Source organism: Clostridium pasteurianum BC1, assembly GCF_000389635.1.
Classification (GTDB): Bacteria; Bacillota; Clostridia; order Clostridiales; family Clostridiaceae; genus Clostridium_I; species Clostridium_I pasteurianum_A.
Map to the genome: position 1 here is coordinate 4953954 of NC_021182.1, position 23744 is coordinate 4977697.

Annotated in this window: 23 protein-coding genes; 3 read left to right on the forward strand and 20 right to left on the reverse strand. The window is 29.3% G+C overall.

The genetic code is table 11. The features are described 5' to 3' along the window. Positions 1 to 32: 32 nt before the first annotated feature. The 5 genes from CLOPA_RS23025 to CLOPA_RS23045 form a co-directional block, all read right to left on the reverse strand. Positions 33 to 1346, reverse strand: coding sequence for a gluconate:H+ symporter (locus CLOPA_RS23025; RefSeq protein ID WP_015617815.1), 1314 nt, complete (start codon positions 1344 to 1346; stop codon positions 33 to 35). A 726-nt stretch (positions 1347 to 2072) separates the two neighbouring features. Next, positions 2073 to 2759 (reverse strand): FadR/GntR family transcriptional regulator, encoded by a 687-nt coding sequence (locus CLOPA_RS23030; RefSeq protein ID WP_015617816.1) that lies wholly within the window; start codon positions 2757 to 2759, stop codon positions 2073 to 2075. 199 nt (positions 2760 to 2958) lie between these two features. After that, positions 2959 to 3978, reverse strand: a complete 1020-nt coding sequence (locus CLOPA_RS23035) for a sugar kinase (RefSeq protein WP_015617817.1) — start codon at positions 3976 to 3978, stop codon at positions 2959 to 2961. A gap of 19 nt (positions 3979 to 3997) precedes the next feature. After that, positions 3998 to 4642 carry a bifunctional 4-hydroxy-2-oxoglutarate aldolase/2-dehydro-3-deoxy-phosphogluconate aldolase gene (locus CLOPA_RS23040; protein ID WP_015617818.1) on the reverse strand — a complete coding sequence of 215 codons (645 nt, stop codon included), beginning with the start codon at positions 4640 to 4642 and terminating at the stop codon, positions 3998 to 4000. 289 nt (positions 4643 to 4931) lie between these two features. Continuing rightward, on the reverse strand, positions 4932 to 5693 hold the full coding sequence (locus tag CLOPA_RS23045) for an IclR family transcriptional regulator (RefSeq protein WP_041711069.1): 762 nt from the start codon (positions 5691 to 5693) through the stop codon (positions 4932 to 4934). A 315-nt stretch (positions 5694 to 6008) separates the two neighbouring features. Between CLOPA_RS23045 and hsp18 the strand changes: the two genes are divergently transcribed. Further along, entirely contained in the window at positions 6009 to 6449 is a 441-nt protein-coding gene (gene hsp18, locus CLOPA_RS23050) for a heat shock protein Hsp18 (protein ID WP_015617820.1), read from the forward strand. 208 nt (positions 6450 to 6657) lie between these two features. Here hsp18 and CLOPA_RS23055 read toward each other — a convergent pair whose 3' ends face one another. From CLOPA_RS23055 to CLOPA_RS23125, 15 genes are all read right to left on the reverse strand, one after another. Then, entirely contained in the window at positions 6658 to 7989 is a 1332-nt protein-coding gene (locus CLOPA_RS23055; protein WP_015617821.1) for a replicative DNA helicase, read from the reverse strand. Between the two features lie 23 nt (positions 7990 to 8012). After that, a complete protein-coding gene (gene lonC, locus CLOPA_RS23060; RefSeq protein WP_015617822.1) occupies positions 8013 to 9908 on the reverse strand; it encodes a Lon family ATP-dependent protease in 1896 nt (631 codons plus the stop codon). A 13-nt stretch (positions 9909 to 9921) separates the two neighbouring features. Further along, a complete protein-coding gene (rplI, locus tag CLOPA_RS23065) occupies positions 9922 to 10365 on the reverse strand; it encodes a 50S ribosomal protein L9 (protein WP_015617823.1) in 444 nt (147 codons plus the stop codon). A gap of 2 nt (positions 10366 to 10367) precedes the next feature. Beyond that, complete coding sequence (locus CLOPA_RS23070; RefSeq protein WP_015617824.1) at positions 10368 to 12404, reverse strand: DHH family phosphoesterase; 2037 nt, start codon at positions 12402 to 12404, stop codon at positions 10368 to 10370. Between the two features lie 5 nt (positions 12405 to 12409). Then, positions 12410 to 13396 (reverse strand): DUF2232 domain-containing protein, encoded by a 987-nt coding sequence (locus CLOPA_RS23075; protein WP_015617825.1) that lies wholly within the window; start codon positions 13394 to 13396, stop codon positions 12410 to 12412. A 51-nt stretch (positions 13397 to 13447) separates the two neighbouring features. Beyond that, on the reverse strand, positions 13448 to 13765 hold the full coding sequence (locus CLOPA_RS23080; protein ID WP_010240850.1) for a MazG-like family protein: 318 nt from the start codon (positions 13763 to 13765) through the stop codon (positions 13448 to 13450). 165 nt (positions 13766 to 13930) lie between these two features. Further along, positions 13931 to 14755, reverse strand: a complete 825-nt coding sequence (locus tag CLOPA_RS23085) for a hypothetical protein (RefSeq protein WP_015617827.1) — start codon at positions 14753 to 14755, stop codon at positions 13931 to 13933. A 70-nt stretch (positions 14756 to 14825) separates the two neighbouring features. Beyond that, positions 14826 to 16268, reverse strand: coding sequence for a PLP-dependent aminotransferase family protein (locus CLOPA_RS23090; RefSeq protein WP_015617828.1), 1443 nt, complete (start codon positions 16266 to 16268; stop codon positions 14826 to 14828). Between the two features lie 120 nt (positions 16269 to 16388). Further along, positions 16389 to 17642: an Nramp family divalent metal transporter gene (locus CLOPA_RS23095; RefSeq protein ID WP_015617829.1), complete on the reverse strand. Its 1254-nt coding sequence runs from the start codon at positions 17640 to 17642 to the stop codon at positions 16389 to 16391. A 17-nt stretch (positions 17643 to 17659) separates the two neighbouring features. Further along, positions 17660 to 18889 carry a magnesium transporter gene (locus tag CLOPA_RS23100; protein WP_015617830.1) on the reverse strand — a complete coding sequence of 410 codons (1230 nt, stop codon included), beginning with the start codon at positions 18887 to 18889 and terminating at the stop codon, positions 17660 to 17662. Between the two features lie 483 nt (positions 18890 to 19372). After that, entirely contained in the window at positions 19373 to 19657 is a 285-nt protein-coding gene (rpsR, locus tag CLOPA_RS23105) for a 30S ribosomal protein S18 (protein WP_015617831.1), read from the reverse strand. A gap of 26 nt (positions 19658 to 19683) precedes the next feature. Beyond that, entirely contained in the window at positions 19684 to 20118 is a 435-nt protein-coding gene (locus tag CLOPA_RS23110; protein WP_015617832.1) for a single-stranded DNA-binding protein, read from the reverse strand. 20 nt (positions 20119 to 20138) lie between these two features. Beyond that, positions 20139 to 20426: a 30S ribosomal protein S6 gene (gene rpsF, locus CLOPA_RS23115; RefSeq protein ID WP_015617833.1), complete on the reverse strand. Its 288-nt coding sequence runs from the start codon at positions 20424 to 20426 to the stop codon at positions 20139 to 20141. A gap of 99 nt (positions 20427 to 20525) precedes the next feature. Further along, positions 20526 to 20729 (reverse strand): DUF951 domain-containing protein, encoded by a 204-nt coding sequence (locus tag CLOPA_RS23120; protein ID WP_015617834.1) that lies wholly within the window; start codon positions 20727 to 20729, stop codon positions 20526 to 20528. Then, positions 20722 to 21612, reverse strand: coding sequence for a mechanosensitive ion channel family protein (locus tag CLOPA_RS23125; protein ID WP_015617835.1), 891 nt, complete (start codon positions 21610 to 21612; stop codon positions 20722 to 20724). The genes CLOPA_RS23120 and CLOPA_RS23125 overlap by 8 nt, the downstream gene beginning before the upstream one ends. Positions 21613 to 21889: 277 nt before the next feature. Between CLOPA_RS23125 and CLOPA_RS23130 the strand changes: the two genes are divergently transcribed. Next, on the forward strand, positions 21890 to 22576 hold the full coding sequence (locus tag CLOPA_RS23130) for a LysE family translocator (RefSeq protein ID WP_015617836.1): 687 nt from the start codon (positions 21890 to 21892) through the stop codon (positions 22574 to 22576). 89 nt (positions 22577 to 22665) lie between these two features. Further along, entirely contained in the window at positions 22666 to 23718 is a 1053-nt protein-coding gene (gene ytvI, locus CLOPA_RS23135; protein WP_015617837.1) for a sporulation integral membrane protein YtvI, read from the forward strand. Positions 23719 to 23744: the final 26 nt, after the last annotated feature.

The window sequence follows — 23744 nt, forward strand, 5'->3', positions numbered from 1 at the left end:
ATCCGACTATTTATCTCATATCATAAATGCTTTTATATAGCATTTAAAATCAATACACCTATTAAACCCATAACAGAAATTACAGTTTCAGCAACTGACCAAGACTTTATTGTTTCTCCTATACTAAGACCAAAATATTCCTTGAACATCCAAAATCCCGGATCGTTTACATGGGAAAATATAACGCTGCCTGAACCTGTTGCTAATACCATTAAGGCTGGATTAACATGTGATGCAGCAACAAGTGGTAATACAAGTCCCGCTGTAGTCAAAGATGCTACAGTAGCTGAACCTAAAGCAAGTCGTAATACAGCTGCAATAGTCCATGCTAAGATCAGCGGTGATATATTACTTCCTGCCATTATACTAGTTATATAATTGCCTACTCCACTATCTATAAGCACCTGCTTTAGGGCACCACCGCCTCCTATTATCAATAGTATCATAGCAATACCGCTTGCTGACTCAGCTATATCTTTCATTAGCTCTTCCATTTTTTTACCTCTCATTAAACCCAAGGTAAACATAGCTACTATAACAGATATAAGCATAGCCATAACTGGACTACCTATAAACTCTAGAAAGTTTTTTATAGGCCATGTCTTAGGTATAACAATTTCACCTATAGCTGCAACTGCCATCAATATAGGAGGAATTATAGCTGTTAAGACACTAGTTGAAAAACTTGGCATATCCTTTTCATCAATAATTTTTCCCTTAAACAAACCACCACTTGGCTTACTACCTTTTATTTTTACAAATTTGCCTAAAACAGGACCAGCAACTATTACTGTAGGTATGGCTATTATAAGACCATAAATCAAAATTGAACTGACACTTGCCCCATATATAGTTCCTATTGCTATAGGCCCTGGGTTAGGTGGCAAAAATCCATATGTAACAGATAGTGCAACTGCCATAGGCAATCCTATATATATAAGTGGCAATTCAGTATATTCTGCAATAGAAACTGCTATTGGTATAAGTAATACAAATCCTACTTCATAAAACATAGCTATTCCTATAATAAATCCTGTAAGAACAACTGCCCACTGTATTCTCTTTACTCCAAACTTATTTATAAGACTTCTAGAAATTCTTTGCGCTGCACCAGAATCTGCTATAATTTTTCCAAACATTGCTCCAAAGCCTATAACTAAGGATAAATGTCCCAAGGTACTACCAACACCATTTTGCACTGAATTTACTACTTTAACTGCAGGCATTCCCTCTAATATTCCAACAAATAAAGCTACAATAATTAACGATATAAAAGCATTTAATTTAAACCTTATCATAAGTAATAATAACAATATTACTCCGATAACTACTATTAATAACGGCATAATTATCCCTCCAAAAATAATTCATTAGTTTTTAAATTTCTTTTATCATAGGCATTCTCTAACAAAATTGTATAAAAGCATGCAAATATGCACGTATAAAATAATGTTTGCCTCATATGTATCTAATGCTTAGTATTAAATATGTGAAAACAGTCTTTGTCTAAACTTATAATGTATTTCTTTATATATGTTGCACTCAATTATCTTCATTAATAAAACAACTATTTTATTTAAACATCAACCATTAGCTAATATTAAATAATGGTATAATTTTAATTACAACTTACACATATTGTTATTTTATTAACTAATAAAAATACAAGCAAATACTTTTAGCATGTCCATTTTCTAAATGATTTTATATTACTATTTGAATTGTCTTATTCTTTGAGATTGTCAATTTTCAAGTGTATATTATAGTATTAAATATTTTCTAAACCTTTTCCCTTATTTTTAAACATGAAAAATCACCTCCATCTCATTACTTATAATACAACTTTTAATAGTTTTTATTATAAAATCATCATTTTACCCATATATTAAGTATTATTTTGTCATATTTTTGTTATATAACAGATAATTTGTATTACAAGTTCATTTATATGATACCCTTGAAATAATCTTTAGTCAATATATTTTTTCATATTACAGAAATTAGTTCCATATAACAAAACATCCTTATAGTGTAATTAATACTATAAGGATGTTTCATTATTGTTTTCATTTTCATAATATATTAAATTTATTTTTCTTTAAATCATTTAAAGTTCTTTGTGCATGCCTTCTTGCATAAATGGCCGCAAGTTCTGAATCTCTATTCTTTATTGACTCCAAAATAAGCTTATGCTCCGTAACTCCGCCCTTTGGTCCGAGATTTTCATATAAAAGCTTTTGATGGTATTTAAGTACATTTCTCAATAATTTATTTACTTTGATAATTAATGAGTTATTAGTACCCTCAGAAATTTTAGTATGGAATTTAAGATCCTCTTCTGTAAACTTATTAATATCATCTTTATACATGACCATATTTTCGTAACATGCTTCCAACTCCTTTATTAAATCATCGCCACATCTCTCAGCACAAAATCTAGCTGATTCAGGCTCAGTAATTAATCTAAACTCTAGTATATCTACATAACTATCCATATCCAAAATGAGCATAGGAATTAGGCCATTCAAATATATTAAAGGAGTTAAATCATTTACAAAAGTACCTCCACCTTGCTTCTTATTTATAATATTTAATGTTACTAATTTTTCCAAGGCTTCCCTTACAGAAACTCTACTTACATCTAATTCTTTTGCAAGTTGAGTTTCGGACATAATTTTTTGTCCAGATTTCCATTCACCACTAAATATTTTTTCTTCTATTTTTTCCAATACCTTATCGCTAGTCCTACCATCTTTCATAAAAATCTCCTACCTAAACATCTGAAAATAAATAATAAATCAAAAATGTCACTTATATTTTATATCATTCAATGCAATAGGTTCTGACCATAGTGGTTCTATGGTCAGAACCTATTAACACAGTATACTTCAAAATATATCAGTCTATTGACTAGTTATTTCTTTAAAGATTACTTATATTAAAATCTATATAACAAAATTATCTTTGAACGCTGCCAGAAGTATTTCCTTTTACAAGAGCCATTATCTCATCTTCTGTACAAATATTAAAGTCTCCCTCTATAGTGTGCTTAAATACACCTGATGCAACTCCAAATTCTAAAGCATCTTTGTAATCTACTCCATTAGCTAATTTATAAATTAACCCAGCAGCAAAGGCATCTCCTGTACCAACCCTATCTTGTATTGTAAAATCGTACTTATTGGATTGATATAATTCCTCTCCGTTGTAAATCAAAGCAGAAAGTGCATTATTATCTGCTGAATAATTTTCTCTTAAAGTAGTTACCATATACTTTATATTAAACCTTTTTTTCATATTTGAAAATGTCTTTTTGAATTTTTCTAAATCTACTCCTTGTTTTGCAAAGTCAGCGATCTCGTGTTTACCGCCTTCTTCTTCACTACTTAGCCATCCAAAACAAACATCAATATCATTTATAAATCTTGAAATTACACTTTCAAATTTATCATAACTCCAAAGTTTAGCTCTATAATTCAGATCTACACTTATATGTACACCTTTTTTCTTAGCATACTCAACAGCTTTTTCCACCAATAGTATACACTTTTCTCCAAGTGCTGGAGTTATACCAGAAAGATGAAACCATTCTGCATCTTTAAATACTTCTTCAAAATCTATATCATTTACATCTATATCACAAATTGCAGAATATTTTCTATCATATACAACTCTAGATGGCCTAACAGATGTGCCTTTTTCAAGGAAATATATACCTATTCTATCTCCGCCTCTGGCAATATAATCTGTCTTTACTCCATAATTTCTTACAAAATTTAAAGCGCTATCTCCGATTTCATTATCTGGAAGTTTAGTTAGAAAATATGACTCCATACCCATATTAGCTAAAAAGACTGCTATATTAGCTTCTGCTCCTCCATATATTGCATCAAAAGACTTAGCTTGAGCAAATCTACTATGGCCAGGTGTAGTAAGCCTTAATAATAATTCGCCCATAGTTACTACTTTCTTTGCCATAAGCACACCTCCTTTAATATTAATTTCTAGCGGCTCTTACCTTTTCAACAAATTTCTTTGCAGTTTCTGTAATTAGTTCATAGTTTCCTGTTTTTGCTCCTTCTATAAGCTGTCCACCAACACCAACAGCAATACATCCATTTTTAATCCATTGATCTACATTTTCCAAACTAACCCCACCAGTTGGCATAATTGGAATTTGTGGTAATGGCGCTTTTACATTTTTAACCATACTTGGTCCAAAAGCGCTTCCAGGAAATAATTTTATAATATCTGTACCAGCTTCTAATGCTTTTATCATCTCTGTTATTGTCATACAACCAGCCATATAAGGAATTTGATATCTGTTGCAAAGTTTTGCAGATTCTAAATCAAATCCAGGACTAACAATGTATTGTGCACCAGCTAATATTGCTATTCTTGCAGTTTCACTGTCAAGTACAGTTCCTGCACCAACAATTAATTCTTCTTTTGAAAACTTATTTTTTAGAGAAGTTATTACCTTATCTGCTCCAGGTACTGTAAAAGTGACTTCAATAGCAGATATTCCACCCTCTATACAAGCTTTTGAAATTTTTACAGCTTCATCTTCACTTTCTGCTCTTACTACCGCTACTACTCCAACTTCTTCAATTCTTGCTAATGTATTAAACTTTTCAATCATTTTATAAATCCTCCTAATAATTAAATTTCTACAGAATAAATTTTTAATTTAAATATACCACAATTAAATCTTACATATTTCATTATACAAAATTATGTTTCATACTGCAAAACATTTTTTTATTGAAAACTCATATTTATTTATTAATTATAGATATATATTTTACTGAACTACCATATATTAATACTAAATCCAATGACATACTATAAATTATATACCAATTTTTTTTATTTTTCTATTAATTAAAGCTATTCATACGTGCCTATGTAATTTGTATTAATAATGCTGATTAAATTCTATATCCAAGCTCCTGTGATATTTTATTAGCATATCCTGTTATTAATTTTGAAAATTCCTTTATTTTTTCTTCTTTAAAGCTTATTATAGATCCCGAAATACTAATTGCACCACATACTTGACCTCTGTAATCCAATATGGGACTAGCAATACACCTTATTCCAATTTCATTTTCTTGTTCATCAATAGCATACCCCTGCTTCTCAATTATACCTAAATTTCCTTTAAATTTATCAAAGTCAACTACAGTATTTTCGGTTAATTTTTCTATATTACTGTTCTCCCAAATAAAATTCACCTCATCATCAGTCATATAAGATAACATAGCCTTACCTACTGCTGTACAATACACCGGACTCCTCTTACCAATTCTTGAATACATTCTTATTGGATTTTGTGATTCCACTTTGGCTATATATACAATTTCAGTACCTTCCCTTACCACTAAATGTATTACCTCATTAGTTTTTTCCATAAGTTCCTGAAGTAATGGCCTAGCTACAGTAACTATATTCATTTTCTCTACTTTCTTACTTCCAAGTTCAAATAATTTTAAAGTCAACTTATATCTATTAGTATCTTCATCCTGTTCAACGTAATCTTTGATCATTAAAGTGTTTAAAAGTCTATGTACTGTGCTCTTATGAAGATTTACTTTTTCACTAATTTCAGTTATCCCTAGTCCATTTTCATAATCTGATAATACTTCTAAAATTGATAAAGTTCTTTCTACCGATTGTACTACTTCTTGCATATCTTCACTTCCCTTCATTTATACAATAAATATAATATATTTAATTGTCAACTTTCTACTTAATCCTTTAATTAATAATATTGTTAATAACATATTTCTTATAATTTCTTCAAATAAGTTAATTTTCGTATAAATACTTTAATAAGACTAATTTACATCATTCTAGATATTATTTTCTTTAAATATTATGCAAAATTTTTGTTTTTTATACTTTGACTTTCTTTGACCTATAGTATATTATAAAGATGTACTCAAGGAAAGCAATAATGAGCTTCCCTTTTATATAAAATTTATAAAAACCGAGGAGGTTATATTATGTTTGATATGGTTCCTTTTAGAAGAAACAATGGCGTTACAAGAACAGGTTCTGCTTTTGATGATTTATTTAATAATTTTTTAGGTGATAATTTCTTCTCTCCTTCAATGATGAATACTACTGGCTTCAAAGTAGATTTAAAGGAAGATGAAAATGCCTATACTTTAGAAGCTGATTTACCAGGAGTTAAAAAAGATGACATTGCCTTAGATTATGAAAATAACTATTTGACTATTTCTGCAAAGCGAGATGAAACAATAGAAAATAAAGAAGATAATTATGTAAGACGTGAAAGAAGATATGGCCAATTCAAAAGAAGTTTTTATGTAGATAATGTTAATGAATCTGCCGTAGATGCTTACTTTGTTGATGGAGTTTTAAAAGTAACATTACCAAAAAAAGATAAAGGTATTGAAAAGAAAAAAATAGATATTCACTAAAAAAATCAGCAGAAGTAAAACTTTACTTCTGCTGATCTTTTATTAGAACTAATTTATTTTACACAACTATTGATAAAGTTATATCGTAATACTTATCCACTTGTTAATAATTAAATTTATTAACAATGATACTAGAAATATTATGCACATATCCACATATATTTTTATTAATAGTCATTATTTTTGTGCATAACTTTTAAAATAATTTTTATTCTTCCCTGTGGATAATATCCAGCCTTCCAAATTTACTAAACTGACCAAGCCAAGCAAGCTTTACTGTTCCTGTAGGACCATTTCTCTGTTTTGCAATAATGCATTCTGCCACATTTTTTTCTTCTGTTTCTTTGTTATAATACTCGTCTCTATATAAAAACATAACAAGGTCTGCATCCTGCTCTATAGATCCTGATTCTCTAAGGTCTGAAAGCATTGGCCTATGATCTGTTCTCTGCTCAGGTGCACGTGATAGCTGGGAAAGGGCAATAACAGGGCACTGCATTTCTTTTGCCAAAGCTTTAATAGATCTTGATATCTCTGATACCTCCTGTTGTCTGCTTTCTCCACTTCCGGACATAAGCTGAAGATAATCTATTATTATCATATCTATTCCATGCTCTATTTTTATCCTTCTACACTTAGAGCGCATTTCCATCACAGATATTCCCGCAGTATCATCTATATAAATTTTTGCTTCTGCTAAGGGTCCTGATGCCCTAGCTATATTATCCCAATCACTGTCCTCAAGATTTCCCGTTCTAAGTTTTAGCATATCGACATTTGCCTCAGAACATAAAAGTTTATACGCTAATTGCTCCTTTGACATTTCCAGTGAAAACATTACTATACTCTTAGCAGATCTAAGTGCTGCATACTCTGCTAAGTTAAGTGCAAAAGTTGTTTTTCCCATAGAAGGTCTGGCTGCAATAAGAATCATATCACCCCTTTGAAAACCAGATGTCTTTGCATCCAATTCAGGAAATCCAGAAGGAACGCCAGTTACCTCTCCCTTATTATTATAAAGTCTTTCAATTTCTAAAAATCCTCTTTCCAAAACTGCACTTAAAGCTTCAAAATCACTACTTACCGTATTTTGTGCTATGTCAAATATTTTCTTTTCTGCTGAATCCAAAACCTTTGGAACATCATCTTGCTGATTATAACTTTCCTCAATAATTTCAGTTGAAGATTTTATTAGTCTTCTTAAAATAGACTTTTCCTTTACTATATCTATGTAAGATGTTAAATTTGCTGTGGAGGGTACTGAATTACAAATCTCTGTAATGTAGGTAATTCCTCCTGCCCCTTCAAGTCTTTCTGTAGATCTTAAATGTTCAATAAGAGTTATCATATCTACTGGAATATCCCTTTGATAAAGGTCTATTATAGCACTGAAAATTAATTTGTGATTTTCTCTGTAAAAATCATCACCTCTTAAAACTTCTGCTGCATCGGCTATAGAGGTTTTGTCTAATATCATAGATCCTAGTACGGATTGTTCTGCTTCTATATTTTGCGGTAAACTCCTAAGAGGTGCTGCCATTTATATCATCTCTCCTATGTTTTCTAAAATACTATGTCCATAAGTTCTTCTATGGTTTCTACAGGTTTTACCTCAATATCCTTTAATCCCTTTGGCACTTCTTTAAAATTATATTTTGGTACTGTAACAAGTTTTATTTCTTTTCTTCTTGCACCATACACTTTTTCAAATATTCCACCTACAGGCTTAATCTTGCCTCTTAATGAAATTTCTCCAGTCATAGCTACATCTTGCCTTATTGGTTTTTCTAAAAGAGCACTTATTATACAAACAGTAATAGCTGCTCCAGCTGACGGACCATCAATCTTTCCTCCACCAATAAAATTAACATGTATATCATAATACTTTATATCCTTATCTGTAATTTTTCTTATAACGGAAGCAGCATTAAATATGGAATCCTTCGCCATACTACCTGCAGTATCATTAAATCTTACCTTGCCATGGCCTTTTTCCTTAGCCGGAAATACTGATGCTTCTATTTCAATTGTAGATCCAACGTATCCACTTACCCCTAAACCATAGACATGACCAATTTCTAAATTATTACTTTTATCTATAGTCTCATAGGGAGTAAGTCTGCTTATACCTATGACTTCTTCTAAATCTTCCTTAGTTATATTGACTTTATCTTTTGAATTCAAGCCTTTGTTATACAAAGTGTAACCATATACATCCGCTAAAATATTAATTGCTCTTCTTCCTTCTATAGTGTATCTGCTTATAAGCTCAGTAACACCCTTTTCTAATTTAACATTAAGTTTCTTACTGGCATTAATTACTATAGCTTCAATGTCTTTTGAAAATAATGGTTCAAAATAAACTTCTGTGCACCTTGATCTAAGTGCAGGATTAATCTCAGAGGGCTGTCTTGTAGTTGCTCCAATTAAAACAAAATCAGCTGGAGCTCCCTTTTCAAACAGATATTTTATATATTGAGGTACATTCTCATCATCTGGGTCATAATAAGAGGACGAAAACTCTACTCTTTTATCTTCGAGAACCTTTAATAATTTATTTTGAAGAATGTTATCAAGTTCTCCAATTTCATCTATAAATAGCACTCCACCATGAGCTTCTGTTACAAGCCCTGTCTTTGGCTCTGGAACACCAATTTCAGCTAATTCTCTCTTACTACCTTGATATATTGGATCATGTACTGATCCTAAGAGAGGATTGGTAATTTCCCTTGGATCCCACCTAAGCGTAGTACCATCAACTTCAACAAACTTTGAATCTTCTTCAAAAGGTGTATACTTTAGATGTTTTGCCTCATTGAGAGCAATTCTTGCTGCGGTTGTCTTACCAACTCCTGGAGGTCCGTAAAGTATAATATGCTGAGGATAAGGTGAAGCAATCTTTGATAATATAGCTTTTATTGCCCTCTCTTGTCCTATAATTTCTGAAAAGGCTTCTGGTCTTAATATAGACTGTATATTTTTACTAAGTTTTTTCGAATCCAATTTTTTAAAATCTTCAAGCCTCTTTAGCGTCTTAGCATTTTCAGGTCCCTTTTTCTTTTTAATTATACCCATTTTTATTTCTTCTATATACTTTTCCTGCTTATCCATTAAAACCTGTTCAACTTCAGCCTGTAATCTATTTTCCATATATTTTTTTGCTACGTATTCAGCCATGAACTTATTAGTAGTTTCTAAGACCTCATTAGCATTTTGTTCTGTTGGAATAGAATCTACTCCATCATGATCACAAACAATTCTATTCAATGCATACAATTTCTTATACATATCATCACTTTTCATAAACTTTTGAAGTTTATACTTCACTACTCTAGCTTTAATTGTACCCTCATCAAATACACTTTTTAGTGTTTTCAATGTTATATCTATCTGAGCATCTAATTGTACATAATTTGTTTTTTTGTCATCTTGACTATTAGAATCAAACTGCAATTTCAAAATTTTCCTCCCCCTACTGCTCAACTATGAGTACTTTTATTTTGGTGGATACTTCAGGATAAATTTTTAGTTCGATCTCATAGCTTCCTAATTGTCTTATAGAATCTGTAACTATTTTCTTTTTATCTATATCTGCTTTTAATTGATCTTTTATTTCTAGTGATATATCTTTACTTGTTATAGCTCCAAAAAGTCTTCCACCTTCACCAGCCTTAGCAATTATCTTTAATTCCTTGCCTTTCAACTCTTCTGCTAATTTTTGTGCTGCTTCTGTCTCTTCTAACTTCTTTTTTCTAATAGCCTCATTTTTCTGATTTAATACATGTAAATTGGCATCATTGGCTTCTTCCGCCAATTTTTTAGGAAATAGAAAATTTCTTGCATAACCATCGGATGCATTGATAACCTCACCTTTTTTTCCTGTTCCTTTTATATCTTTCAATAATATAACTTTCATTACTATTCACCTTCCCTTAAGTACTTTTCAATAGATTTTTTTAATTTTTCAATAGAATAATTCATTGCATTTTTATAATCATTTATCAGATCTTCATTTTCTGATGAAATTTTTATCTTTGTCCCAGCCATAGTCATATGTCCTCCCCCTCCAAGAGATTCCATAATAAGTTGAACATTTATACTTCCAAAGGATCTTCCACTTATTAAAACTATATCTTTGATTTTAACTAATACAAAAGAAGCTTCAATGCCTTTAATGTTTAAAAGTTCATCTGCGGCTTGAGCTGCTAATATGTTATCATCTATTGTAGATGGACATGCTGCTATGGCGATATTACCCTCTATGATTTTTGCTGATTTTATAATTTCAGATTTTTTAATAAAACTATCCAAATCACTTGAAAAAAGCTTTTTTACATCAATTGTATCAGCCCCATGTTTTCTGAGATATGCAGCGGCCTCAAAGGTTCTAACTCCTGTTTTAAAATAAAAATTCTTAGTATCCACACAAATTCCTGCTAAAAGTGCTTCAGCCTCCACAGGCTTCATTTTATAATCTTCATCCATATATTGTACCATTTCCGTTACAAGTTCTGAAGTAGATGAGGCATAGGGTTCAATATAACTAAGTATAGCATCCTTAACCACATCAACTGACTTTCTATGATGATCTATTATCACTACTTTTTTAAATCTTTTTAATATGGCGGGATTTTCCACATAAGCTGAATTGTTTACATCAACTAATATTAATAAACTATTATCATCTATCAATTCTTCAGATTCAATGCTGCTTTTTAAATTATTTACATAGTCCTTATCTTTTTTTAATTTTTTATAAATGTATTTTACGCTGTCATTTAAAGAATCAATTAGTATATAGCTTTCCTTTCTAAAATTTCTAACTCCACTATATATACCTATTGCTCCTCCCAGACAATCAATATCAGGATTACTATGTCCCATTATAATTACACTGCTGCTTTCCTTTACGAGATTCACTAAAGATTGACCTATAACTCTGGCTCTCACCTTTGTTCTCTTTTCTACTTCTTTAGTTTTACCACCATAAAATAGCATTTTATCATTATATTTCATAACAGCCTGATCTCCGCCCCTGCTTAATGCAAGCTCTTTAGCAGATACAGCAAAATTGTAATTTTCAATAGGTGTTGCCCCACCTCTTCCTATGCCCATGCTAAGAGTTACCGCCAGTGTATTCCCAGTATTTATTTCTCTAACAATATCTAAAATTTCAAATTTCTTTTCCATCTCTTTTTTTATGCTTTTATTTTGTATAACCAAAACATATTTTCCATGAGAATATGTTTTGAACATTGCATTAATACTTTGGGCATAGCTATTTATATTTCTCTCCACCTCTGCTATTAAAAGTGGTTTCTTGTCTTCCGGAGTACTTTTAACTACCTCATCTAAATTATCAACCTCTATAAGGGCCACAGATTCTTTTATATTTTCAATTTCTATAAGTAATTCGTGCTTATCACTTACATCATAAAAATATAAAAGAATTATATTGTCTCTGGAATTTCTACTATCAGTATTTCCTATGGTATCAACAGAGCTTGCATGCATATCATAATACTTTTCATGAATTTTAAGCTCACTGTAATTATTCTTTTTACCTCTTAAAATATCTTCTACGTTAATACCTTTAATTATCTCATCAATTTTTTTCCCTAACACATCTTTATTATCAAAAATTATTGATAAATTTTGATTATACCAAAGTACATTTCCTTTGTTATTTATAATAATAAGTGGAAAAGGCAACTTTACCAAAGTATTCTTTGTAGCAGAATCCAATTTAGATGAAAAATCTTCAATAAATCTTTTCCATTCATTTTTCTTTATTTGAATATTTTTTATATTATAGAGAGTAAGTAGTAAAAGAACTCCTAGTGCCATAAATCCTATAATATAATGATTATACAAAAATATTACTACAATGAGTATAGCTATTATTATAATATATACAAAATTATTCGGGTAAGAATAATCATACTTATCTTTCATACTATTCACCTAATTTTTCTAATCCTATTTGGATCAAGTTTTCTAGAATCCACTATAAGTTCTATTATACCTATAATCATAAATAAAGAATAATATGCCAAAAGTACTAATATAATGGTTATTACTATAAATCCATTTGATAATTTAAGTTTATGCCTAAGAAAATAGATTACAGCAGCAATACCATTTATGGCTAATACTAATGAGAGTAATGCATAAGTAGAATAAAAAATATAATTTCCTATAAGCATATTTCTACTTTTAAAAATTAAACCTATGCATACTAAAACTATCATAAAAGCACCAATTAGACTTGGTATATAAAAGTATGTTATTCCCTTCAGTTTATCAACTTGAACTTTTAGTCGTGAAAATATGGCTTCAGTCATCTTATAATTAAAAAATGCTAATACTAATGACGCTATAATTACCATACCAGGTAATATCCAAATTATTTGGTTCCTATTAAGCATTATATTACTTGGAAGTGACCTTTCAAGTTGATCTTTGGCTACCCCCATACTCAAATACATATTTTTAGTTATACTTATAGATTCATTAAAAGTACTTACAATGTTATCTACAAATCCTATAACTCCATTTTTATATATAAATAATGATATTAAAAATAAATTTATTATTACAACTATTCCAAAGGCTGCAGATAAATATATCATGGTTTTTGAAGCTTTTTTATGCTTTATAATACAATATCCTAGAGTTAATCCTACAAAAAATGAAATAATTATAAGTTGTAATGCTATTATTGGACCTATAACAAATACTCCTACTAAAGCTCCACACATTAAGGACGTAAAAGCATATTTAAATCCATTTCTTGCATAGGTCAATGCAATTGGTATTGGTAATGCAAGATAAGCAATCATATCTATAAAAGGAATATAAATAGATATAAGCATAGTGACTACTAAAATTGCTGCCATTATTCCTGATTCTACTAATGCCTTTGTATTATATTTTTTATTATGCATATTTTCCTCCTAAACCTCCACTATATATCACCAGTATTCTTTGTTAAATTTTTAATTTCTATCCTTTAAATGATTATACAATTTACTTAAATCCTTCCCGTCCTTTTCAATACCATCCTCTTCAATTATACCCAATTTTAATTTTTTCTTCATTTCCTCATCAATTTCAAGATGAGAATACCCTAGTCTCCCCCCAAGTACGTATAATAATATTATTGCCCCGGAAATACATTCTAATATTGCATCCTGTGCTGCATTGCTTCCCTTAGTAAAAAGTTTATATAAATCACCTATTATACATATCAAATTAGCTTTTAATTCCTCAATAGTCTTCACATCTGACATTATCTTAAAATCTTCTCTTCTCATCTCCGCAATCATCCCCTTTAAACCCTTTATTACTATTTTAGTTATTTTTCAATGTTTATGCAACTACAGATATTTTATTATCAAGGAATCTTACTAAAATGAAGCCTACTAAACAGTTACAAAAATAAGCAGCCATAAAAAATTATTGGCTGCTTTACTGACAAACTATTTTATATCCTCTGTTTTTTGAATATCTATTTTAAATATCTTCCATTGATTATTAACTTTTTTAAGATGCATTACTCCAGTGGTTTTATTATTTTTAAAGTCAGAATTATCTCTCTTGGTAATAGTTTCTATAAAACCTACTGCAGTATCTTTATCGGATTTATCTTTATATGCATCAGCCTCTTCAAGATTATATGCTAAATCATATTTATCAAATATATCTAATTGATCATCTCTAAACTTATTATAGCTATCATTATTACTTGGATCTATTGTACTCATATATTTATTTATGTCCTTTTCATTTAAAGCTTGTATATTATTATATACAGCTTCATAAATATCATCTTTAAATTCTACATTTAAAACCTCTTCGCTATCTATTTTCCAATTATTGTTCACTTTTTTCAAATTGTCCACATATAAAGTTCTATTGTCTAAAAATCCAGGCCCTGTAACCTTTGTTGTAGTTATTACATACTGCACTTGAGCTTCTTTATCCGAACTATTAATCACCGTTGGCTCAGATACCTCCGCCTTAACCTTAAAATTATCGAAATAGTATTTTTTATCTAACTTTTCTTCATTGTATGTATCTGTATCCTTAACAAATGTGGATAAATAGTTATTTATGTTTTTATCACTTAGAGCCTTTGCTTTATCATTTATAAGCTTTATTATATTATTATCATTTGTATTAACTACTGAATTTTGTTTAACTTGATTAGTGTTATTTTTTGCACTATTACTAACAGCTTCACACCCAGCTAAAGAAATACTAAATATGGCTGCTGCAATAATAACTATTAATTTCTTTTTCATAAAATATCCCACCTATTTTTATAATATCAATTTATTATATTAAATATTTACACTATACTTCAATGGTAGTTTATGTCATATCCTTTATGACCTCTCCTATAATTTTAAAACCTTCCTCTATTTGTTCTTTCGTATTTCTTCCAATCCCCAACCTAAAAGTATCTTTCCCAGATTCATCCACGTAAAAAATATCTCCTGCTGTAAAAATAACATTTCTGGAATAACATTTTCTTAAAACTTCTCTTGAATTAATTTCCTTTAGCTTTATAAATAAGTGAATTCCTCCTTCACCATATATACATTCACAAGGTATATATTTTTTAATACACTGTACAGCAAATTTATATTTTTCTTTATATTCTCTCCTAACCTTTTTAAGATACTTCTCAAAACTACCTTCTTTCAGGTATTCATAAAAAACTGCCTGATCTAAAAAAGAAGTGTGTATATTTCTGCTTCTCTTTACACTCTCCATTACTGAAATTAGTTTTTTATCAGCTAATATCCATCCAATTCTAATACCAGGGAACAGAATCTTAGAAAAACTTCCCGCATATATTACGCTGTTACCTTCACCTGAAATTGCAGCTATTGGGGCAATATGAGATCCAGAATATCTCAATTCTTCATTAAATCCATCTTCAATTATAGGGATTTTGTATTTCTTAAAAATATTGTAAATTTCCACCCTTTTTTGAGATGACATAACGATTCCTGTGGGATTATGATAAGAAGGTATAATATATGCCAGTTTTACATTACAGTTAGCATTAAGCTTACTTATGAGATCATTTACATTCATACCATCTTCCTCCATGGATATTCCTATTATATTTAATCCATGAAGCTTCATAAGTTTTATAGCTGTATTATGAGTTGGATTTTCAGTTAATATAGTATCCCCCTCATTAGTAAGTGAAGCTAATGTTAAATCAAAGCCCTCTGTAAATCCATTAGTAATCAATATATCTTTATCTTTTATATCTACACCTTTTTTAGTCATGTAGACCAGTAACTCATCTATAAGCGGCTTATACCCTTTAGCATATCCATAATTCAGGAGTCTGTTTCCCTCTAACGAAATTCTATTTAAAAATGCTCTTTTAAAATCTTCAATATTAAACAAACTCTCATCTGGTGCTATGCTCTTAAAAGATATCATTCCTTTTTTATACTGAAGCTCATGTTTCATAATATCCAATTTTTCTGAACTTACAGCATATTTATTTATTCTATTACTCCAATCTAAGCACCATTTTTCCTGCTTATTTAGATGTAATTCATTTATAAAGGTTCCTTTTCCCTTTTTTATGCATATAAATCCTTCATCTTCTAAGAACTCATAGGCTGTTATTATTGTATTTCTACTTACTTTAAGCACTATAGATAATTCTCTAGTAGAAGGTAATTTTTCTCCACCTTGAAACATTCCTTTTAATATCATGTCTTTTATATAGTTTTTTACTTGCAAATATATAGGGGAATCTCCATTAAGTTTTATATCTAAAAACATGGTCCCACCTCTTTAGTCTCTTAAGACTTATCAAACTTCCTCATATTATTTATTATGACTTAAAAATACAAAAAAATAAATAGCCTTAACTATATTAACAGGCCATTTATTTTAAACTTTTTATAAAATTTTTTTAAATAAAGGTCCAAAGGTCAATATGAAAGTGAGAATTATTAAAATACCAATAGTTCCCCAACCAATTATATTAGCTAAACTTTTATTAACATACTTACCCATAACTTCTTTATTGTTTACCATAAGCATCATACAAATTAAAACCACAGGTAAAAGCACTCCATTAATCACCTGAGTTAATAAAGTAATTCTAATAAGAGGTGCTCCAGGTATTAATATTATTACTACACCAATTACCATTATTGCAGTGAATAATATATAAAACTGTGGTGCCTCATTCATAGTCTTATCTATACCAGCTTCAAACCCAAAGGCTTCACATATATAGAAAGCCGTTGCCAACGGGAGTATAGTTGCTGAAAATATAGATGCCACTAATAATCCAAATGCAAATATTTCCGAAGCAAAATTTCCTGCTAAAGGCTTTAATGCCACAGCAGCATCTTTAGCTTCATTAATTGAAATACCTTTTACATGTAAAGTTGCTGCACAAGCTACTATTATAAAAAAGGCAACAACCACTGTAATGGTACATCCTATAATTACATCGCATAATTCAAATTTATAATCCTCAATCTTTATCCCCTTCTCTATTACAGAAGATTGCATATAAAATTGCATCCATGGAGCTATAGTAGTACCTACTATACCTATTACCATACTCAAGCTATTTTCATTTATATCTAAAGATGGCTTCACAATAGATGTACCTATTTCATTCCAATTTGGATGAGCCATTATTGCAGAAACTATATATGATAGTAAAAATACGCTAAATATTAAAAATATCTTTTCTGAAGACTTATAAGTACCTTTAACAACCATAAACCATACAAGTATTGCCCCTAATGGTACAGATATATACTTTGATATTCCAAAAACCTGCATGCTTCCAGCCACCCCTGCAAACTCAGTAGCCGTATTTCCTATATCTGCTATTATAAGCCCTAAAAATATAAAAAAAGTAATTTTTACACCAAAGTTTTCTCTTATTAAATCTGCCAAACCTTTCTTTGTAACTATACCCATTCGTGCATTCATCTCTTGAACTACAAGAAGTACAATAAAGGCAGGTATTAATGTCCATAACAATTTATAACCATAAGTTGCACCTGCTATAGAATAAGCAGTTATCCCTCCTGCATCGTTGTCCACACTTCCAGTAATAATTCCCGGTCCTAAAATACCAAGAAATAGGATAATTTTACCCATAAGAGTATTTTTCTTATTAGCTTCCATTTTAATTTCCTCCCGTCTTATCCTATTCTTCTTTTAGTCTTTAAAAGTTCATATATTATATCATTTATAATGACATTACCTAAAAGATTCATTTCATTATTTACAATAGGAACAGCAAGAAGATTATATTTAGAAACTATTTTTATTAACTCATGTATGTCATCTTTATCAAGTATATAGGCAAAATTTCTATTCATTATATTATCTAACTTATCCTTTGAATCAGATATAATAATATCTCTTAAAGATAAGGTTCCTATAAGTTTATTATTATTATCTACTACATAAATACAATACATTTCGTCTTCTTCTGGTTTTAATTTTCTAAGTATATTAATGGCCTCTTCTATAGTCAAATCTGATTTAAGTGAAATGTATTCAGTAGACATTAAACTTCCTACTTCATTATCTTCATACTCCATAAGTTCTCTTACTTCATCAGAAGATTCTTTTTCCATGTTATTCAGAAGTTCTTCTGCCTTATGTTCACTTAAACCATCTAGAATATCTGCTACTTCATCTGCTGGCATTTCTTCCAATATATCTGCTACTTTATCAGTAGATAAATTATTTATTAAATTAAGTTGTGCATCCTCTTCCATTTGCTCTAATACATCTGCTGCTTTTGCATTATCCAAGCTGGAAAAAATCTTCATTCCTGTATTTCCATCAAAATCTTCAATGATATCAGCTAAATCAGATGGATGTAAAATAGATAATTTATTATAAGTTTTAGAAAGCATAATGTTTTCATTTGAACTAAAAATAGTTTCTACATCATTCCACAATATAAGTTTATTGGATACCTTTAATCCCATCTTCATAAGTGGCTTTGCAACTCCAATTCTTCTAAGTACACCTTCTGTTCCAATGTCTACAGCAACTATAAAAATTCCTGATACTAAATTTGCCAGACGTATATCATTTACCCTCACAACTTTTCTTCCATTTACATCTATAATCTGTTTATCTAACACGTGATGTGCTAAAAACATTATGTCCTTAGAATCGCTATTCTTAATTTCATCACATATTATAACATATTGTCCATCCTCTTTATTTATGGATATATTTTTTGAACTTATGAATATAATACCATCAGAAGTTTTTACTTTTATAGCTTCAACTCTAGGAGTCTTAAGTTGATTTCTTATACCTAAATCCTTAACTTTTCCAACTACTTTTCGATCTCTAGTTAGAATTTTTCTTCCAAGGACTCTACTTAAATAAAAACTGTTCATTTCCATAATACATCCTCCTTTTTAGGAAGAATGCATTACAAAAAATATTAATGTATGTACACTCTTCCTCTAATTATTCAATTTTAATATTTTATAATTATGGTTGGGTCCACTGTCCATTAATACAATCACTCTCCACTTCTAAGATATCAAATAAAATTTAATAAGTTTATTTACATTATTATTATATTCCTATGCTTGATAAATGCAACTATATATACTAAATTTTGTCCAATATCCTTCATTATTTAATATATATTGGCAATTATTTAATTTATTTTAAAATTTCATTAGTTTGCACATAAATTTATCAATTAATTTAATTATATAAACTTTAATCTACGAAATAGTTCATTAAAACATTAATACCATTAAGTCTTTTCTTAAATTTTTTTTGTGTAACTGTATAGCTATGTAGATACGTCTAAAGGTTACTGAACAAATTTAGGATAAAAAATTAAGCTCCTGAAAAATCAGGAGCTTAATTTTTTATTCAGTTGTGAATGGTAGTAAAGCTATATTTCTTGATCTCTTAATTGATTCAGTTAACATTCTCTGATGTTTAGCACAGTTTCCAGAAATTCTTCTAGGAAGAATTTTACCTCTTTCTGTGATATATTTTCTTAATTTATTAATATCTTTATAATCTATATGATCAGCTTTATCCATGCAGAATGAACAAACTTTTCTCTTCATTCTTCTGCCTCTTGGACCGCCTTTTCTTGAATCTCTTCCATCTCTTCCGTCTCTACTATTTCCATTTTCTCTACTCATTTTATTCTCCTCCTTACCTTAAAAATTTAAAAAGGTATGTCACCATCATCAATTGGAGTTATATCTGCTCCGATATCTGATTCGTTCATATCTCCTGTAGAATTAGATCTAAATTCGTCCTTTGGTGCTGAGGATTTATTGCCTCCCCATTCAAGGAATTGTATTTCATCAGCTACTACCTCGGTAACATATCTTCTGCTGCCATCCTTAGCTTCATAAGATCTAGTTTGTATTCTACCACTGATACCTATAAGCTTACCCTTACTCATATAGTTAGCTGTAGATTCAGCTTGCTTTCCCCATACTACTATGGAAATAAAATCCGCTTCCCTTACACCATCTCTATTAGGCATTCTTCTATCAACCGCTATAGTAAAGGTGGCAACGGCATTACCACTTCCCGGAGTAAACTTAAGCTCTGGGTCTTTAGTAAGTCTGCCTATTAAAACAACTCTATTCATCTTTACACCACCATTTAAAATTATTTTTCATCTCTTACTATTAGATGTCTTATAACACCATCAGTAATTCTGAAAATACGATCTAATTCTTTTGGTAATTCGGAATCAGCACTGAAGTTTATTAATGTATAATATCCTTCATTAACTTTGTCTATTTCATAAGCAAGTTTTCTCTTGCCCCAAGAATCAATATTATCTACTGTTCCACCACCATTTTCAATAACACCTTTAAACTTTTCAACATTAGCTTTAACAGTGTCCTCTTCTAATGATGGATTCAATATAAATAAAGTTTCATACTTTCTCATTAGATTCACCTCCTCCCCCCGGACTAACGGCTATGCATTTTGCATAGCAGGGATTACATCAATATATAATACCACAACTACTAACGATTTACAAGTAGTTTATTCATTGGCAGTATTATTATTTTCAATAACTGACTTCATATCCTTTTCAAACTTGCTTCTTGGAAGCATAACTATCCTTCCACATCCTGTACACTTGATTTTTATATCTGCACCAGTTCTTATTATTTCCCAAGCATTTGTACCACAGGGATGCTGCTTTTTCATTTTTACAATATCCCCTAATTCAAAATTTTTATTCATTTTTTTCCTCCTTAATAATAATTTGTTTTACGTTACTAGTAATAACTATGTTAGAATCATCTAGTTCATCTTTTATAAATTTTCTAAGCCTATTTCCATTCTGTAGTTGAGTTGACGGCTTAACCTTACCAGCTACTCTGATATTCATACCACTTGGTGAAAAAGAAATTATACCAATCACTTTTGGTTTCTCTACTACATCTCCAGATGTTTGACTAAATTTATCACAAGCTCTGTTCATTACATCTATAACCTTATCTGTTTTCTCACTATAATCTATACATATATCTACCGTAATAGTTATTGATCCTCTTGAATGATTAGTTACTTTGGTAATAAGTCCATTAGGTACTATGTGTAAGTCACCATTAAAATCTCTTATCTTTGTAACTCTAAGTTCTATGCTCTCTACTATGCCGCCCTTATTATCTAAATCTATGTAATCTCCTACAGAAAATTGATTCTCAAAAATAATGAAAAATCCATTAATAACATCTTTAATTATGCTTTGAGAACCGAGACCAATAGCAACTCCACCAATGCTAGCAAAAGTTATACTTATATTCCCAAATAAATCAGTAACATTTAATATAGCTATAATTCCTACAAAATACACTCCATATTTTAATAAACTTTTTAACAATGCACCTATAGTTTTAGATTTTTTATCATCTGTAGAAAATCTAGATTCAATGTGTTTTTTCACTGCTTTATCAATTATGGCTCTGCCTATTCTCACCGCTATATACATAACAACTATAATAATGAATATTTTTAATGCTATTACCATACCATTATATAGATTTAAATTTATATTTCCTACTTTTATACCACCATTATTTAAATCTACTTTAACAGTCCCAAAGCCCTGTAATTTTTCCATAATATTTCAACTGCCTTTGTATTTTTTATTATAATATACCACAAAATCTTTTAATTCAAAAGTAAGTAAAATTAGGTGTTTCTCTCATTTCCATTGCTGGAAATAATTATTGCTTGCATATATATTTAATCCTTAATATAAAAATACAATGTAATATAATTATTACATCAGTAACATATTACGCCCATATCAATTAATATGTTATAATATGTATATAATTATTTTTTCTATTAAAAATATAATTATATTATGTAATTAATTTTTAATGAGGTATATTATGAAATTATTTCTATTAATATTTAAGGCAGTATTATTTGGAATTAGTACAGGTTTTATCCTTTCAATTCCAATTGGGCCTGCTGGTATAGAATCAATACGACGAACTATTTCCAAGGGTTTTAAAGAAGGTTTTACAGTATCATTAGGTGCATTAAGTGCAGATGTTTTATATTTATTGCTAATAAATTGTGGTCTTGCAAATATACTAAGTAGTAATAAAAAAACAGAATCCTTATTTTGGATTATATCAGGTTTAATATTAACTTTCATAGGTTATAATTCAATTAAACGTAAAGGTGGCAATGAAACTTTTTTATCTAAATTTATGAAAAATCTAAATCTTTCCTCCTTACCATTTGTGGCTGGATTTTTTATAACAGTATCAAATCCAATGACACCATCCATATGGCTAACTTTAAGTGGTACTGTCATAAGATCTTGGTATTATATAAATAAAACTTGCTATTATATTTTTATTATTTCCATAATAATTGGCATGATTTCATGGTTTGCCCTTTTAAATTTTCTTGCCCTAAGAGGCTTTAATCTATTAGGTAAAAATAACTCTCATAAAACAGTTTCTCTTTTAATGTGGGGTACAGTATGTGCTGGTTTAATCTTTATAGGATATGGTTTTTATGATTTTTTTAATTCTAATATTTTGATGATGAAACATTTTAATTAATTATATCAATAGTTTAAAATATTATTTATCAATTACCTTTACTTAATAAATTATAAGTATTTACAATTAGGACGAAAGGATGTTTAAATTTGGAAAAAATATTAGATAAGCTTGATAGAATTGTAATTTTTGTAATAATTTATTCAATTCTATTTATTACTTTTTTTAATACATTGAAATATACAATACCCTTTGTTTTGGCCTTAATTTTTGCATTTATTCTTCAGAAACCAACAAATTTTCTCATAAAAAAATTTAATCTAAAAAGCTCTATAGCTGCTTTAATAACAACATCAGTTTTTTCAGCTATTATTATAATTTTTTTAATGTGGGGAATTAATACAATAACTAATGAAATTATTCTTCTTACAAAGAATATACAGATGTATCTATCTCAAAATACATCTAGAATTACATATTCAATAAATAATTTACAAAAGTATTACAAAAATCTAGATCCAGCTATAATAAGTACTATTGATACAAATATTTCTAATTTTTCAACTAAAACACTGTCAACTACATTAAATGTTTCCGGTAAAATTATGTCAATTATTTTAGTTTCTATATCTTATATTCCATATATAGCTATGGTAATAATTTTTACTTTAATATCTACATATTTTTTTACCAAAGATTTTTCTTCTGCTAAAAACAAATTTATTGAAGTTATACCTACAAACAAAACTGAAAGAATACTGTATATAATAGAATCAATAAAAAAAATGCTTGGTAATTATTTATTATCTTATGTAATAATAATAGGAATAACTTTTATTGAGACTATAATAGCTTACTTAGTATTAGGGGTAAATTATGCAATTTTATTAAGTATAATAACTGCAATTTGTGATATACTTCCTATAATAGGAATAGGTATTATTTATCTTCCTCTTGCCGTAATTTATCTTTTCAGTGGAAATTACTTTACAGCTTTTGGCCTTATTATAGCATATACTTTAGTTGCTGTAATAAGACAAATTATTGAACCAAAAATAGTATCATCTACACTTGGTATTCATCCAGTTGCTGCATTAGCTGCATTATTTATAGGCTTGGAGGCAAATGGGGTATCAGGAATATTTTTCCTTATGTTTTTAATCCTTTTTTATAATATCTTAAAAAGTGTTGATGCCTTATAGAATCCTTATAGTATAAAAAACCTCCT

What these genes read in the sequence shown, in the direction of transcription:
- CLOPA_RS23125 (WP_015617835.1), bottom strand. Translation starts at nt 21,612, where the DNA reads ATGGAAAAATTACAGGGCTTTGGGACTGTTAAAGTAGATTTAAATAAT.
- CLOPA_RS23025 (WP_015617815.1), bottom strand. Translation starts at nt 1,346, where the DNA reads ATGCCGTTATTAATAGTAGTTATCGGAGTAATATTGTTATTATTACTT.
- CLOPA_RS23085 (WP_015617827.1), bottom strand. Translation starts at nt 14,755, where the DNA reads ATGAAAAAGAAATTAATAGTTATTATTGCAGCAGCCATATTTAGTATT.
- rpsR (WP_015617831.1), bottom strand. Translation starts at nt 19,657, where the DNA reads ATGAGTAGAGAAAATGGAAATAGTAGAGACGGAAGAGATGGAAGAGAT.
- CLOPA_RS23130 (WP_015617836.1), top strand. Translation starts at nt 21,890, where the DNA reads ATGAAATTATTTCTATTAATATTTAAGGCAGTATTATTTGGAATTAGT.
- CLOPA_RS23040 (WP_015617818.1), bottom strand. Translation starts at nt 4,642, where the DNA reads ATGATTGAAAAGTTTAATACATTAGCAAGAATTGAAGAAGTTGGAGTA.
- CLOPA_RS23035 (WP_015617817.1), bottom strand. Translation starts at nt 3,978, where the DNA reads ATGGCAAAGAAAGTAGTAACTATGGGCGAATTATTATTAAGGCTTACT.
- CLOPA_RS23070 (WP_015617824.1), bottom strand. Translation starts at nt 12,404, where the DNA reads ATGAAAGATAAGTATGATTATTCTTACCCGAATAATTTTGTATATATT.
- CLOPA_RS23120 (WP_015617834.1), bottom strand. Translation starts at nt 20,729, where the DNA reads ATGAATAAAAATTTTGAATTAGGGGATATTGTAAAAATGAAAAAGCAG.
- rplI (WP_015617823.1), bottom strand. Translation starts at nt 10,365, where the DNA reads ATGAAAGTTATATTATTGAAAGATATAAAAGGAACAGGAAAAAAAGGT.
- rpsF (WP_015617833.1), bottom strand. Translation starts at nt 20,426, where the DNA reads ATGAGAAAGTATGAAACTTTATTTATATTGAATCCATCATTAGAAGAG.
- CLOPA_RS23110 (WP_015617832.1), bottom strand. Translation starts at nt 20,118, where the DNA reads ATGAATAGAGTTGTTTTAATAGGCAGACTTACTAAAGACCCAGAGCTT.
- CLOPA_RS23030 (WP_015617816.1), bottom strand. Translation starts at nt 2,759, where the DNA reads ATGAAAGATGGTAGGACTAGCGATAAGGTATTGGAAAAAATAGAAGAA.
- CLOPA_RS23075 (WP_015617825.1), bottom strand. Translation starts at nt 13,396, where the DNA reads ATGCATAATAAAAAATATAATACAAAGGCATTAGTAGAATCAGGAATA.
- hsp18 (WP_015617820.1), top strand. Translation starts at nt 6,009, where the DNA reads ATGTTTGATATGGTTCCTTTTAGAAGAAACAATGGCGTTACAAGAACA.
- CLOPA_RS23100 (WP_015617830.1), bottom strand. Translation starts at nt 18,889, where the DNA reads ATGGAAATGAACAGTTTTTATTTAAGTAGAGTCCTTGGAAGAAAAATT.
- CLOPA_RS23045 (WP_041711069.1), bottom strand. Translation starts at nt 5,693, where the DNA reads ATGCAAGAAGTAGTACAATCGGTAGAAAGAACTTTATCAATTTTAGAA.
- CLOPA_RS23055 (WP_015617821.1), bottom strand. Translation starts at nt 7,989, where the DNA reads ATGGCAGCACCTCTTAGGAGTTTACCGCAAAATATAGAAGCAGAACAA.
- CLOPA_RS23080 (WP_010240850.1), bottom strand. Translation starts at nt 13,765, where the DNA reads ATGAGAAGAGAAGATTTTAAGATAATGTCAGATGTGAAGACTATTGAG.
- CLOPA_RS23095 (WP_015617829.1), bottom strand. Translation starts at nt 17,642, where the DNA reads ATGGAAGCTAATAAGAAAAATACTCTTATGGGTAAAATTATCCTATTT.
- CLOPA_RS23090 (WP_015617828.1), bottom strand. Translation starts at nt 16,268, where the DNA reads ATGTTTTTAGATATAAAACTTAATGGAGATTCCCCTATATATTTGCAA.